This window comes from Lysobacter yangpyeongensis (genome assembly GCF_042655745.1).
Taxonomy (GTDB): domain Bacteria; phylum Pseudomonadota; class Gammaproteobacteria; order Xanthomonadales; family Xanthomonadaceae; genus Agrilutibacter; species Agrilutibacter yangpyeongensis.
On the sequence record NZ_JBHSNM010000001.1, the window covers coordinates 533,543 to 547,627 of the forward strand.

At 67.8% G+C, this 14,085-nt stretch carries 9 protein-coding genes; all 9 read right to left on the minus strand.

What is annotated here, in order from left to right; genetic code table 11:
• Positions 1-36: 36 nt before the first annotated feature.
• Entirely contained in the window at positions 37-2,226 is a 2,190-nt protein-coding gene (locus ACFPN1_RS02445; RefSeq protein WP_386752676.1) for a choice-of-anchor Q domain-containing protein, read from the minus strand.
• Positions 2,227-2,741: 515 nt separating this feature from the next.
• On the minus strand, positions 2,742-4,952 hold the full coding sequence (locus tag ACFPN1_RS02450) for a choice-of-anchor Q domain-containing protein (protein ID WP_386752677.1): 2,211 nt from the start codon (positions 4,950-4,952) through the stop codon (positions 2,742-2,744).
• Between the two features lie 429 nt (positions 4,953-5,381).
• On the minus strand, positions 5,382-5,972 hold the full coding sequence (locus tag ACFPN1_RS02455) for a serine O-acetyltransferase (protein ID WP_386752678.1): 591 nt from the start codon (positions 5,970-5,972) through the stop codon (positions 5,382-5,384).
• Between the two features lie 27 nt (positions 5,973-5,999).
• Positions 6,000-7,379 carry a phenylacetate--CoA ligase family protein gene (locus ACFPN1_RS02460; RefSeq protein WP_386752679.1) on the minus strand — a complete coding sequence of 460 codons (1,380 nt, stop codon included), beginning with the start codon at positions 7,377-7,379 and terminating at the stop codon, positions 6,000-6,002.
• A 15-nt stretch (positions 7,380-7,394) separates the two neighbouring features.
• On the minus strand, positions 7,395-8,978 hold the full coding sequence (locus tag ACFPN1_RS02465) for a hypothetical protein (protein ID WP_386752681.1): 1,584 nt from the start codon (positions 8,976-8,978) through the stop codon (positions 7,395-7,397).
• Between the two features lie 19 nt (positions 8,979-8,997).
• Positions 8,998-10,314: an O-antigen ligase family protein gene (locus ACFPN1_RS02470; protein WP_386752682.1), complete on the minus strand. Its 1,317-nt coding sequence runs from the start codon at positions 10,312-10,314 to the stop codon at positions 8,998-9,000.
• Positions 10,315-10,376: 62 nt separating this feature from the next.
• Positions 10,377-11,540, minus strand: coding sequence for a glycosyltransferase (locus ACFPN1_RS02475; RefSeq protein ID WP_386752684.1), 1,164 nt, complete (start codon positions 11,538-11,540; stop codon positions 10,377-10,379).
• Positions 11,530-12,843 (minus strand): glycosyltransferase family 4 protein, encoded by a 1,314-nt coding sequence (locus ACFPN1_RS02480; RefSeq protein ID WP_386752686.1) that lies wholly within the window; start codon positions 12,841-12,843, stop codon positions 11,530-11,532. Before ACFPN1_RS02480 ends, ACFPN1_RS02475 begins: the two co-directional genes overlap by 11 nt.
• Positions 12,844-12,936: 93 nt before the next feature.
• A complete protein-coding gene (locus tag ACFPN1_RS02485) occupies positions 12,937-14,073 on the minus strand; it encodes a glycosyltransferase family 2 protein (RefSeq protein WP_386752687.1) in 1,137 nt (378 codons plus the stop codon).
• Between the last annotated feature and the right edge of the window lie 12 nt (positions 14,074-14,085).

The following is a 14,085-nucleotide window of genomic DNA, read 5'->3' on the forward strand; positions in this document are numbered from 1 at the left end:
TTTCTTCCGGGGCCTTGGTGTACACATGGTTCCGAATTATTTGTACACCGCGAACGTGGTGGTCGCCTTGGTCGTGAGGCTGCCGCTCGTCGCGGTCGCGGTGAGCTGGTACGTGCCGATGGAGCTCGATCCCGTTCCCGAGACGAAGGACACGCGGGCGTAACCATTGCTGTCCGTGGTGGCGTTGAGGATGACCTTGTTGACCTTGTTCGGCTTGAGCGCCGTGAAGTTCACGCTGGCACCGGCGACAGCCACGCCGCCCTTGGTGACGCGGGCCGTGAGGAACACCGTTTCGCCGGCCTTGTAGCTCGACTTGCTGGCACTGACGGATTCCGCCAGGCCGGTGGAGGTTGCCGAAGCGATCGAGTACTTCGACGTGGCGCTCCTGGTATGCGCGCTGCCGACGCTGCTGCTGACGCCCGTGGCGATGGTGTAGCTGCCCGCGGTAGCCGTGGCAGGCGAGGTCACAACCAGGGTGGTCTTGCCCCAGTTGCCGGGGGCGACATACAGGGTCGTCGATGCAAGCGTGCCGGTCCAACCAGACGGGATGGTGCGCGCCAGCTTGAACGAGGTATTGCCGCAACCCGCGCTGTCGTGGTTCTGCAGGTAGATCGTGAAGGTCTTCGAAGTGCCGGGGGCGACGGACGCGCTCGACGCGGCCAGGGTGAACGTCGGAGCGGCACGCGTGCAGGTCGGAGCCGGCGTAGGCGACGGAGCAGAGCTGCCAGCGCCGTATTCGTACGCGCCCACGTCGTTGGCGGCACCGGTCGGACGCTTGCCGTCCACGAAGTCGGTGGTGACCGCGCTGATCATCGGCGCCTTGTCGATCACCGGGCTGCCCGACAGCGGCTCGGCGTCGAAGCCCGAGAGCGTCATGTTGGTCAGCTTGGGGTTCTGCGTGCAGGTGGTGCCCGACGGGCACGAACGCACGTTCCAGCCCAGGTTGCCGGAGAAGCTCTTCACCGCCGGCGCGCTGCCGCCCGCCATCAGCGTGTTGGTCGACGTGCTGGCGTAGTACGGGAAGCCGACCACGACGTTGTTCTGCACGTAGATCTTGTCCGTGGAAGTGCCTTCGCCGTACGCGATCTGCGCATCGCCTTCGCCGGCGATGGTGTTGTGGCGCACCGTTGCGGTATCGCCGCCGGTCAGGATCAGCAGCAACGTGCTGCCGTAGGCGCGGCACAGATCGCTGGTGGCCATGTAGAACTTGCCACGAAAATAGGTGCACTGGCCGACGAGCACGGAGTTCTCGATCAGCGAGTTGCCCTTGATCTTGACCTGGTTGCCGGCGTTGGCCACCGAGTACACGCGACGCATCGTCACCTTGGTGGTGCTCGCGCCGTCCATGTAGCGCAGGTCGAGGCCGTCGGAGGTGTTGTGGTGGACGAAGGCGTCTTCGATCAGCCACTGGCCGCCGGTATCGACCGTGCCGAAGCCGTCACCGTAACCGCCGGTGCTTTGCGCCCAGCAGGCCCAGGCTTCGCCGGTGGCGACCTTTTCGCCGCAGCCGTTCCAGGCGATTTCGATGTCACGCAGCACCATCGCGCCGGAGTTGGAACCGCCGGTGGAGACGTTGCCGTCCCAGCCCGCGCTGCCGTTCCGGTTCATCTTGACGCGCTCGATGGTCCAGTTGCTCAGGCCGCCGGCGTTGAAGGCGTTCTTTGCCATGCCGTGGATGTTGACGTCGTGGATCCAGACGTTGCTCGAGGCGGTCGCGTAGATGCCCACGCGCGCCCAGGGCATCGTGCTGGTGCACCGGGCCGCGGCGTTGGAATGGTTGTAGACGCAGTCGCTGTTGTCGGTGATCTCGAGGTTGCCGATCTCGACGTTCGAGCTGCCGTCCATGTTGATCACGCGGTGCGTGCCGCCGACACCGACCAGCTTGGGCGTGCTTCCGGCCTTGCCGATGATGCGGGTCTTCGCGGTCGAGGTGCCGCTCGGGATCGGCTGCATGTAGCCGCCGCTGCCGATCTGGTAGCTGCCCGCACCGATGACCAGGGTGTCGCCGCCGGCGATGCGGCGCGAAGCGGATGCGGGCAGGGCGATGTTGGGGCTGTTCCAGGCGCAGGCCTGGGCCGTGCCGGTGCCGGGGTATCTGGCGTCCGACTTGCCGGTGCACTGCGAAGCGGTTCCGCCGTCGGCGCGCACGTAATAGGTCGCGGCCTGGGCGGAGCCGATGGCGGCGAGGCCGAGGGAGACGAAGACGAAAAGCTTGGACAAGGACATGAAGACAACTCCGCAAACCATTGGGGGAAGGCCAGGAACTCCTTCCCCAGGCCGGCGCGGACTGTACGAACGAGGGTCCGAGGGGGTTTGTGCGAGCGGCCACACTTCGATCCCGCATGGCCTCGGGCGAGCGGAGAGACGCGTATCGGGCGGTTAAAGACGGCCGCCGAGGCAGTGTGTTCAGGTACGAGTCGGATAGATGAAATTTCTGAACAGGAGTCGCCCTGTTCATGTTTGCCGGATGCGCGCACTCGCAGAGATTTGCGCGCGTTTGCCTCGGAGAATCGCGAGTCAGAAAAATGAGGCCTGCATCACGGTTCTTCGTTCGCGGCTTAAACCGTGCCAACGGATCTGCACACGGCCGTTGCCTCACTGCGTGAAGAAGCGCCTGCCTGCGCGATGCCTTCGCCGGTTCGCCAGACGCGGAGGTCTCCGGTTGCGCGAAGAGATCCGTTCGCAAAAAGGGCCCCGGGAAACCCCGGGGCCCTGTGGAACTGCTGCGTACTGCGTTCGACTTACTTGTAGACCGAGAACGTGGTGGTCGCCTTCGTGGTGAGGCTGCCGCTGGTCGCCGTGGCGGTCAGCTGATAGGTGCCGATCGAGCTGGAACCCGAGCCCGACTTGAACGACACGCGGGCATAACCGTTGCTGTCCGTCGTGCCGGTGAGGATGACCTTGCTGGTCTTGTTCGGCTTGATCGCGGTGAAGTTCACCGAGGCACCGGCGAGGGCCACGCCGTTCTTCATCACGCGCGCGGTCAGGGACACGGTTTCACCGGCCTTGTAGCTGGTCTTGCTGGCGCTGACCGTTTCGGTCAGGACCGGCGCCGGCGGAGCGGCGACCGTGTACGTTGCCGAAGCGCTCTTGGTGTGCGTGCTGCCGACGCTGCTGCTGGTGCCCACGCCCAGGCCGTAGCTGCCTGCAGCGGCGGTCGACGGCGAGACGACCGCGAGCGTGGCGCTGCCCGTGGCGCCCGGCGAAAGCGACAGCGCAGTGGCCGACAGCGTGCCCGTCCAACCCGACGGAACGGTGCGAGCCAGGGCGAAGGACGTCGCGGCGCATTCGGCGCTGTCGTTGTTCTTCAGGCTGATCGCGTAGCTGTTGGTGGTGCCCGCGGCGACCGCCACGGTCGGACCAGTGACGGTCAGCGTCGGCGCGGCGCGCGTGCAGGTCGGAGCCGGCGGCGGAGGCGGAGTGGAAGAGCCCGCACCGAACTCGTACGCACCCACGTCGTTGGCGGTGCCGGTCGGACGCGCGCCCATGACGAAGTCGGTGGTCACCGCACTGATCATCGGCGCCTTGTCGATCACCGGGCTGCCCGACAGCGGCTCGGCATTGAACGAGGCCAGCGTCATGTTGGTCAGCATCGGGTTCTGCGTGCAGGTGGTGCCCGACGGGCACGAACGCACGTTCCAGCCCATGTTGCCGGAGAAACTCTTCACCGCCGGCGCGCCGCCGCCCGCCATCAGCGTGTTGCTGGACGTGCTGGCGTAGTAGGGGAAACCGACCACCAGGTTGTTCTGCACGTAGATCTTGTCGGTCGAGGTGCCTTCGCCATACGCGATCTGCGCATCGCCTTCGCCGGCGATGGTGTTGTGGCGGACGGTGGCGACGTCGTTGCCGGTCAGGATCAGCAGCAGCGTGCTGCCGTAGGCGCGGCACAGGTCGGCTTCCGCCATGTAGAACTTGCCGCGGAAATAGGTGCAATGACCGACGAGCACCGAGTTCTCGATCAGCGAGTTGCCCTTGATCTTCACCTGGTTGCCGGCATTGGCGAAGGAGTAGACGCGACGCATCACCACGTTGGTGCCGTCGGCGCCGTCCATGTAGCGCAGGTCGAGGCCGTCCGAGGTGTTGTGGTGGACGAAGGCGTCTTCGATCAGCCACTGGCCGCCGGTGTCGACCGTACCGAAACCGTCGCCGTAACCGCCGGTGCTCTGCGCCCAGCAGGCCCAGGCTTCGCCGGTGGCGACCTTCTCACCGCAGCCGTTCCAGGAGATCTCGATATCGCGCATCACCATCGCGCCGGAGTTGGAACCGCCGGTGGAGACGTTGCCGTCCCAGCCCGCGCTGCCGTTGCGATTCATCTTGACGCGCTCGAGCGTCCAGTTGCTCAGGCCGCCGGCGTTGAAGGCGTTCTTCGCCATGCCGTGGATGTTGACGTCGTGGATCCAGACGTTGCTCGACGCAGTCGCGTAGATGCCCACGCGCGCCCACGGCATCGTGCTCGTGCAGGTGGCCGCGGCGTTGGAATGGTTGTAGACGCAGTCGCTGTTGTCGGTGATCTCGAGGTTGCCGAGTTCGACGTACGAGCTGCCGTCCAGGTTGATCACGCGATGCGTGCCGGCCACGCCCACCAGCTTGGTGCCGGGCTTGCCGAGGATGCGGGTCTTCGCGCTGCTCGTGCCGCTCGGCACCTTCTGCATGTAACCGCCGCTGCCGATCTGGTACGTGCCGGCGCCGATCATCAGGGTGTCGCCACCGACGATGCGCGCAGCGCCCGAGTTAGGCAGGGCGATGTTGGGATTCTTCCAGGCGCAGGCCTGACCCGTGCCGGTGCCCGGATAGGCGGCGTCGGCGCGACCGTTGCATTGCGAGGCATCGCCACCGTCGACGCGGACGTAATACGTCGCGGCCTGGGCGGAACCGATGGCGGCAAGACCGAGGGAGAGGGAGACGAACAGCTTGGACAGCTTGCGGCTGTCACGCAGGGACTGGGGGAACATCTGGGCAACTCCGTGAGAACTGATGGGGGTTGGCCAGAGCTCCCTCGGCACGGCCGGGGGCGGACTCTACGGAGCGGGTTTTTGGGCGGTTGTGCGAGCCGCCACAGTTCTTTTGCACGTCGAGGCGCGAAAACCCCGCGACACGCGCATCGCGGGGTCAAGGCCTGCGAGCTTGAATGCGATGTTCAGCGTGCAGTAGGGAAGATGAAAATCATGAACAGGGGTTTCCCTGTTCACAATCGCGCGCGCGTGCCTCGCGCGCGCGAATCATAGTCGCGAGCCGCGAAAATCGCGGGTCAGGAAAATGCGGTACGCGTCACAAGACGAAATGCGCGGCGCAAATCGTGCCAACTTCGCTCAGAAATGTGACGGAGACCGCGGAAGCTGACTGGGCGAAAGCGTTTCCACGCGACGCCAGCGCGGCGTGGATCAACCGAACTTGCCTTCGTAGTCGGTGCGGTTGACGTAGCCCACGGCGCCTTCGGACGAGATCACCTTGCCCGGCACGCCGACGACCACCGCATCGTCGGGCACGTCGCGCGTCACCACGCAGTTGGCGCCGATCGCGACGTTGTTGCCGACACGGATGCCGCCGACGATCACGGCGCCCGGACCGATGTACACGTTGTCGCCGATCACCGGATAACCCTGATGGTTGCCGCGGTTGGTCCTGCCGATGGTCACGCCCTGGGAGATGTTGCAGTTGCGGCCGATGGTGGCCTTGCCGCTCACCACGATGCCGCCGAAGTGGCCGATGTAGAAGCCGCTGCCGATGCGCGTACCGGCGGGAATCGAGATGCCGTAGCGGTACATCAGCCGTCCCAGCACGAAGCGCGCGAACGGGTAGGCCACGTACCGCAGCAACGCATGCGACCTGGTGTACGCGCACGTGCGCAGCCAGAAGTTGTAGCGGAACGATTCGCCGCGGAAGAAGCACGCGCCCGCCAACCCGCGCCGTGCATTGCCGGTGATGCGGTAGAGGTCGGACAGCAGCAGGAACCGGTACTCCGCGAACGTCATCGGCACTCCCCATGCCTTCGCCATCGGTCAGGCGACTGGTTTCACCATCGACACGACGGCCTTGAACTTTCCGCTCGCCGATCGCGGAATGGTTTCGACGGTTTCGACCAGCACCTCCACGTCGCCGAGCCGCTGGCGGATGCGCTGCCCGATGTCCGCGACGTCCGCGTCGCCGAACGCTCCCGCCGGCACTACCTTCACGCGGATGCGGTCCAGCGCTTCCTGCACGATCTGCCCTTCGGCCACGTGATCCTGCCCGACGAAGATGCCGTGGAAGCGCACCATCTCGCGTCCGTCCGGCCCGATGACCACGTCCTCGATGCGGCCGATCACTTCCTTCAGCACCGGCATGTGCCGCCCGCAGGTGCACGGTGCGGGATCCCACGCCGCGACATCGCCGACGCGGTAACGGATGAAGGGCTGGTATTGCCGCACGAACCCGGTGGCAACGACCTCGCCGGCTTCGCCGGGATCGCAGGCGCTGCCGTCGGGACGCAGGATCTCGACGACGCCCGCATCCGGACTGACATGCAGGCGATGATGCGTGCACTCGCTGGCGAAGACCGCGTTCTCGACCGTGCCGTATTCCTCGAACACCGGGCACCGGTACGCGGCTTCCATCGCCGCGCGCATCTGCGGCGTGACCTTCTCGCTCGTGGTGATGACCGCGGCCAATGGCGGCACTTCGAGGCCGCGTTCGAGGATGTAGCGGGCGAGCAGCGCCCACGAGACGGCGTATCCGGTCAGCCAGCGGGTATTGTGGCGCCAGAGCGCTGCGACGTACTGGTGCGCGTTGTCGCGACTGAGATGGAAAGCCGAGAAATACACCTGGTTTTCCACGCGGTTGAAGCGGTGGAACGGGCCGCGGCTGTGCGTGTCGGGTACGACCAGGCGCCCCGAGAACGTCGCGCGCGCGTCGCGGAAGGACACGCCGGCCCAGCCGGCCGAGCGCACTTCGCGCAGCGCGCGCGCGTCGCGTGCTTCGCGCGCCGTCCACAAGGTGGTCACGGGCGTGCCGGTCGAACCGCTGGTCAGGAAGCGGTAGCGCAGCAGCGGACGCAGGTCGTCGCGCGCGAAATCCCCGGGCCGTGCGCGGATCGGATCCTTGTCCAGCAGTGGCAGTTCCGCCAGCCGGCCGGCCTGCGCGGCGCGCTTTTCGGCGGCGCTCCACGCAGCGCGATAGTAGGGAACGTGATCCGCCGCGGCGGCCAGCAGGCGCCCGAGCATCCCGGCCTGGTACGCGGCGAAACGTTCGGCCGACCAGCCGTCGCGATCGCGGTAGCCCTGCACCAGGCGACCGTAACCCGGTCCCGAGCGCAGCCAGTGTCGATACACGCCGAAGGCCGACGCCGCGAGCTGTTGTCCGCCGTGCGGCAGATGGGCGTAGATCCGGTCGGCCAGTGCCATGTCCGCTCCCTGTTCCTAGCGGCCCGCGGCCGCGCTGCATGGCATCGCACCGGCCTTGCCGCCGCCCGGATTGCCGGGAAGCGGCCTCGCGTCGAACGCGGCCAGCGTCGTGTTCGCCAGCTTCGGCGGCGCTTCGCAGCGCGCGCCGTCGGGGCATTCGTCGACGCGCCACGCGATGTTGCCCGTCGACTGGATGCGTGCGCGGCTCTTGCCGCCGTCGAAGGCGGACTGCCGCGATGGGCGGCGGTAGTACGGAAACCCCATCACCAGGTTGTCGCGCACGAGGATGCGGTCGCTGTCGTCGCCCTCGCTGTGGCCGATCTGCACCGCACCTTCGCCGGCGATCGTGTTGCGGCGAACGGTCACCGTATCGCCACCGGTCAGCACCAATTGCAGCGTGCTGCCATCCGCACGGCACAGGTCTTCATCGCCCATGAAGAAGCGGTTGCGGAAGAAGCTGCAGTGGCCGACCAGCACCGAATCCTCGACCAGCGCATTGCCCTTGATTTTCAGCTGGTTGCCGGCGTTGGCCACCGCGCGCAGGCGTCGCACGGTGACGGACGTGCCGTCGGCGCCATCCATGTAGCGCAGGTCGAGCCCGTCGGACGTGTTGTGGTGGACATTGGCGTCCTCGATCAGCCAGGTGCCGCCGGTTTCGGTCGTGCCGAACCCGTCGCCGTAGCCGCCCGCGGACTGCGCCCAGCACGCCCAGGGCTCGCCGGTCGCCACGCGCTCGCCGCAGCCGTTCCAGGCGATCTCGACATCGCGCAGGATCATCCGCCCCGAATCGGATCCGCGATCGCCGACATTGCCGTCCCAGCCGGCAGTGCCGTTGCGGTTGATCCTGACGCGATCGAGCGTCCAGTTGGAGAGCAGGCCGGCATTGATGCCGCGCGCCGCCAGGCCATGGATGTCGAGGTCGTGCAGCCAGACGTTGCTCGACGACTTGGCGTAGAGGCCCACGCGCGCCCATGCCATGGCGTCGTTGCAGGCGACGCGTGGATTGGCATGACGGAACACGCAGTCGCTGTTGTCGGTGATCTCGAGTCGGCCGACTTCGACGTTGGAACTGCCCTCGAGGTTGAGCACGCGATGGATGCCGCCGACGCCGACGATCTTCGGCATCGTGCCGGGCTTGCCGATGACCCGCGTGGGCGTCGCCGCACTGCGTCCGCCAGGAATCGGTTGCAGGTAACCGTTGTCGCCGATGCGGTACGTGCCCGCGCCGATCAGCAGCGTGTCGCCACCGGAGATGCGCGCCGGCCCGGAAGGCGGCAACGCGATCTCCGGACTTTTCCACGCGCAGGCCTTGCCCGAACCGCTGCCGGGATAGGCTGCATCCGCGCGGCCGGTGCACTGCACCGCGTCGCCGCCGTCGGCGCGGACGTAGAACGTCCTGGCGTCGCGCGCCGGCGCGAGCGATATCGGAATCCCGGCGGTGTCGGCACGAGGCGAAGCGCAGGCTACCGGCGGCGCTGCGCCCGACGCGCCGGAAACAAGCGCACCCGCGCACAGCGCCATCCGTGCCACGGCGGCGCGCGTCGCCCGCGCCCGTTCCGGCGCGTGATGGCATTGCGTAGCGACGATGCGGTTCCCCATGCGCGCAGACCGGTGCAGGTCAGGGAGGCAGTTGCCGCAGGCGCGCCAGTCCCGGCAATGCGCGTGCGGCGAGCGGAAAGCGTTGCCCGAGCGTGACCGGCGTGCGCTGTGGCGCCTGCGCGGCCGCCACCACGTGCGCGGCGTGTTCGCGGATGGTGCCGTAGCGCTCCATCAGCCCGCACAGGATCCAGAAGTCCGCCATGATCACGCTGTCGAAGAAGGGGCTGCCGTACATGTTCCCCAGTGCCATGGACACCACGGCGAGGGTGAAGCCGCGCTCGTAGGTGCCGCCCTCCGGCCCCGCGGCGCCCGGAGATCGTCGCAGCCAGTGCGTCATCCTCCACAGGCGCCAGAACACCCACAACAACGCCAGCAGTCCCAGGGGGCCGCATTCGGCCAGGGTGAGCAGGAAGCCGTTGTGCGCGTCCTTGCCCGCGTAGCTGGTGTAGTCGCCGATGTGGTCGCCGAAACGGTTCAGGCCTACGCCGGCGGGATGGTCGCGCAGCATCGCCAGCGTGCCGCTCCAGATCGTGAAGCGGCTGGTGGTGCTCACGTCGAGCGATACCTCGCCGCTGGCGTCCACCTGCTGGGTTTCCTGCACGCGATCGACGACGCTGTCGGGCAGGACGGTCAGCATCACCACCACCATCAGCACGCCGGCGAGCGCCGCCGCGGGAATGCTCCGCCACACCAGCAGCACCATGATTCCGAACAGGCCGATCAGGTACGCCTGGCGCGAATAGGTGAACAGGATCGCCATGGCGAGGACGAGGCTGCCTGCCAGCGCGGCGCCGCGGGCGAGCGGACGCTGCCGCGATTGCAGCACGATCGCCACGAGCATGGGCAGGAAGATGGCGAAGAAGACGCCGGCGCGATTGGCCATCTTGATCGGACCGAACGGCCCGGTCGCGCGCTGGGTTTCCGAGAATTCGCCGAGGTTGAAGCTCAAGCCCTGTCCGACCGCCACGAGCCCCGCCGCCACCGCGACCACCAGGGACAGGACGATCAACTGCCGCGTGGTCTTCAGGTCCAGTCCGCAGCGCCGATAGGCGAGGTAGAGGAAGGGGAAGAGCACCGCGACCTTGGCCTCGCGCAGGTCCTTGGCGACATCGGCGAGGTCGTGCCAGTGCGCGGCGGCGAAGCCGATGAGCATGGCCACGAACAGGGCTGCCAGCGGCGGCAGCAGGTAGCTGGAGCGCGCCAGGTAGCCGGGTTCGCGGTTGCCCAGCAGGAGCGCGAGCGTGAGGATGCCGACCGACGCGCCGACGCTCACGTTGGAGGGCAACTGCGCGGCGAAAGGCAGCAATGCGATCGGAAGGGCATACAGCAGGCGCATGTCAGTTCATCCGATCCGGGTCCGCGCGCGCCGCCTCGCGGAAGGGCAGGCGTGCCGGAAGATCATTTCGCCGGTCCCCGCACAGGATGCGCCAGCACGCGCGCGTCACGCGGTTCGCGCACACGCAGGCAGCGCTCGTACACCGCGGAGGTGGCCGCCGCCAGCGCATCGGGGCTGTGGTGCTGTTCGACGTGGCGGCGTCCTTCACGGGCCAGTTGCATGCGCAACGTCGCATCGTTCATGCGCAGGATCGCGGCTGCCAGCGCATCGGGATCGTCGGCCGGGAACAGCAGGCCGGTCTGCCCGTCGTCGATCAACTCGACGCTGCCACCGACCGCGGAGGCGACGACCGGACAGCGGGCCGCCATCGCTTCGAGCAGCGCGTTCGACAGGCCCTCGAAATGCGAGGGCAGCACCAGGAAATCCGCCGCCTGCATGAGCCGGTCCACGTCGCTGCGCTCGCCGAGGAAGCACAGGTCCGCGGCCACGCCGAGATCGACGGCGAGCTGCTGCACCTCCTCCTGCACGGGCCCTTCGCCGACGAGGACGATGCGGGGACGCATGCCAGGCTCCAGGCGCGCGAGCGCGCGGACGAGGCAGGGCAGGTTCTTCACCGGAACGAGGCGGCCCACGAACAGCCCGAGTAGCCGCGCGTCCGCCACACCCAGCGATCGGCGCAGATTGCGCCGCGCGTCCTCGCCGATCGGCGCAGGCAGATCCACGCCGTTGGCGACCGTGGTGAACAGCGTGTCCGGCATGCGTGTGCGACGTGCCGTGGCGCGCGCGCCGGCACGGGAATTGGCGATCACCGCGGCGCTGTGGCCCAGCACGAAACGCTTGAGCCGCCAGAACCACGCGGGCTTGTCGAGCGCGAAGCTGCGCTCCGACGCGACGAGCGGCGGTCGCCGCCCCGACAGGAAGCGCGCCTGCACCGAAGCGAGTTCCGCCGTCAGCGAAAACGCATGGATCAGCGCGTAATTGCGCTCGCGCAACAGGCGCGCGAAGGCGAGCAGGAACGCCGGGTCGATCCGGCGCCGCTTCGGCAGGTAATGCACGACGACGCCGGAATCGCGGATCGCATCGGCCAGGAAGGAGTGGTTGCGGAAATACGCCAGCTCCGGTTCCCAGCGCTGCCGGTCCAGGCTCTGCAGCAACTGCTGGACCTGACGCTGGCTGCCGCCGATTTCCATGCCATCGATCACGACGAGGATGCGTTCACGCGGCATGGCCGACTGCCTCCCGCATCAGGCCGTGCAAGCGGCTGGCTTCCTTGCGCACGTCGAACTCCTCCTCGATCCGCTCGCGCGCGGCCACGACCAGCCGTTGCCGCAGCGCCGGATCGTCCAGCAGGCGCTTCAATGCCTGCGCCAGCGAGGTGGCGCTGCGCTCTTCCGCCAGCAGACCGTGACGCTCGTGGACGATGAGTTCGGGCACGCCCGACACCGGGCAGCTCACCACGGGGCAGCCAGCGGCCATGGCTTCCATCAGCGCCACGGGAATGCCGTCGCGGCTGCCGTTGGCGGCCACCTGGCAGGGCAGCACGAAGACGGTGGCTTCGCGCAGGGCGGCGCGCACGGCTTCCTGCGGTTGCGCGCCGGCGAGCTCGACGTGGCGCTGCAGGTCGAGGCGATCGATCAGTGCCTGCAATTCGGGGCGCGCCGGGCCTTCGCCCATCAGCGTGCAGTGGAAGTCGTTGCCGGCGTCGCGAAGTTCGGCCAGCGCCTCGATGAGCGTGTGGAAGCCTTTCTCCGGCGACAGGCGCCCGACCCCGACGATACGGTTGCCGGTGCGTCCCTCCGGCCGCCAGGGGATCTGGCGCAGGTCGACGCCGCAATGCACGACCTTCAGCTTGCGCGGCGCGAGCCGGGACACGTTGCGGTCGAGCCAGTCGACGTTGTGTCGCGAGATCGTCACCGCCAGCGCGGCTTCGCGGATCTTGCGCGGCAGCAGCTGGTGGTTCCTGAACACGTCGTGCGCGTGGCAGGTGAAGCCGAACGGGCGTCCGGCCACGCGCCCCAGCGCCCAGGCCGCGGTCGCAGGGTAGGTGGACCAGTGGGCGTGGATGAACTGCGGATCGAAGCGCTGCAGCCAGCCCAGCTGGCACAGGCTGCGGGACAGCGTCGCCATCGACAGCAGCCACACCTTCGGCGTGCGCCAGGTTTCGGCAGTCAGCACCGCCGCGGCGCCAGTCACGCGGAGCGGATGCGCGAACAGCGCGCGCAGCGTGCCGCCGAAGGTCGCCAGCAGGCCGGGCGGCTGGCGGACGCGGTCGATGAGCGCGGCGGCGTCCGCCTGCACCATGGTTTCGGCGGAGCGCTTGAGCGAGAGGATGCGCACGTCGACGCCTTCCTCGATCAGCGCATGGATCTCGCGGACGATGAAGGTTTCCGACCAGCTAGGGAACTGCGAGACGATGTAGAGGACGCGTCGCAACGGTGCCGCGGGCGCCGACGCGATGCCTTCCGCCGCGGCCGTCGCCGGTGCGGCGATCGCTTCGCTCTCGATGCCTTGCACGTGTTCCTTCTGCATGGTCCGTTCCGCGCTCCGACACGCTCCTCTGGATGGAACGTGGCAGCGCGTCGTGGACGGCCAGCGCGGATGCCGTGAATCGCGGTGCCCGGATCAGCGCAACGGTGTCCAGGTCACGATGCGTTCACCGCGCAGGAACCTGAAGAGGCTCACCGCCGAGGCGAGATTGGTCAGCAGGAAGTAATACGGCTGCGCGAGCAGTCGCGCCCTGCGCGAGGCGCGCAGCGGCGTGAAGCCCAGCAACCCCGACAGCAGCACGATCAGCTGCATCGCCAGCAGCCATACGTAGCGCCCCTGCAGCGCGAGCGCGGCGTTGGCCGCGAGCGCGACCAACCAGAACACCGGCGACAGGTAGCGCAACAGCTTGTGCGACCACAGTTGCCAGGCGAACGCGCCGTAGCGGAACGGGTCGAGGAAGCGCTTCTGGCTCGCCAGCGCCGACAGGCTACGCATGCAGACCCGCACCCGCATGGAGAGCTCGCGATCCGGGCGATCCAGCGTTTCCTCGTAACAGGTGGCCGTCGGCTCGAGCACGGTGCGCAGGCCCTGTTCGCGCACCACCATGGCGGTGACGAAATCGCTGATCAGTTCCGGCGCAATCGGTCGGTAGGCCCCGCGCCGCACGGCGTACAGGCAGCCGGAAACGCCGATCAGCGAACCCAGCGCGCTTTCCGCCATGCGCAGCATGATTTCGTAGTTCCAGTACGAAGTGCCGCCGTGGCCGGTGGCCTCGTCGCGCTGCGCCACGTACGCGAGCCGGCCGGCGACGCAGCCCACCGACGGATCGGCGAAGTTCGCCGCCATCGCGCGCAGCGCATGCGCTTCGATCAGCGTGGTCGCATCGGTGAACAGCAGGAGTTCGCCCGTGGCCGCCTGTGCGGCGGCGTTCTGGCAGGCGGTCTTGCCGACGCGCCCCTCCACCCGCAGCAGGCGCACGTTCGGCAGAGCCAGGTCGCGCACGATCCGGTCGGTCCCGTCGGTGGACGCATCAGAAGCGACGATGACGTCGAGGCGCCCGGCCGGATAGTCGAGCTGGAGTACGTTAAGGATCTTCTGCGCGATGTGCTTTTCTTCGTTGTACGCGGCGATGACGACGGTGACCGTCGGGGTCAGGTCGGACTTCACGACGGGTCGGCGAAAAACCCGGGCGAGCGCGATGGCCAGTACCGGGTAGCCCGCATAGACGTAGGCCAGCAGGAAGATCGCGCTCCAGAGCACTGCGTCGAGCATTCCCGTCCCCCG

Excerpts from the sequence above, each read along its gene's own strand:
- ACFPN1_RS02445 (WP_386752676.1), bottom strand. The coding sequence starts at position 2,226 with ATGTCCTTGTCCAAGCTTTTCGTCTTCGTCTCCCTCGGCCTCGCCGCC.
- ACFPN1_RS02450 (WP_386752677.1), bottom strand. The coding sequence starts at position 4,952 with ATGTTCCCCCAGTCCCTGCGTGACAGCCGCAAGCTGTCCAAGCTGTTC.
- ACFPN1_RS02455 (WP_386752678.1), bottom strand. The coding sequence starts at position 5,972 with ATGACGTTCGCGGAGTACCGGTTCCTGCTGCTGTCCGACCTCTACCGC.
- ACFPN1_RS02460 (WP_386752679.1), bottom strand. The coding sequence starts at position 7,379 with ATGGCACTGGCCGACCGGATCTACGCCCATCTGCCGCACGGCGGACAA.
- ACFPN1_RS02465 (WP_386752681.1), bottom strand. The coding sequence starts at position 8,978 with ATGGGGAACCGCATCGTCGCTACGCAATGCCATCACGCGCCGGAACGG.
- ACFPN1_RS02470 (WP_386752682.1), bottom strand. The coding sequence starts at position 10,314 with ATGCGCCTGCTGTATGCCCTTCCGATCGCATTGCTGCCTTTCGCCGCG.
- ACFPN1_RS02475 (WP_386752684.1), bottom strand. The coding sequence starts at position 11,540 with ATGCCGCGTGAACGCATCCTCGTCGTGATCGATGGCATGGAAATCGGC.
- ACFPN1_RS02480 (WP_386752686.1), bottom strand. The coding sequence starts at position 12,843 with ATGCAGAAGGAACACGTGCAAGGCATCGAGAGCGAAGCGATCGCCGCA.
- ACFPN1_RS02485 (WP_386752687.1), bottom strand. The coding sequence starts at position 14,073 with ATGCTCGACGCAGTGCTCTGGAGCGCGATCTTCCTGCTGGCCTACGTC.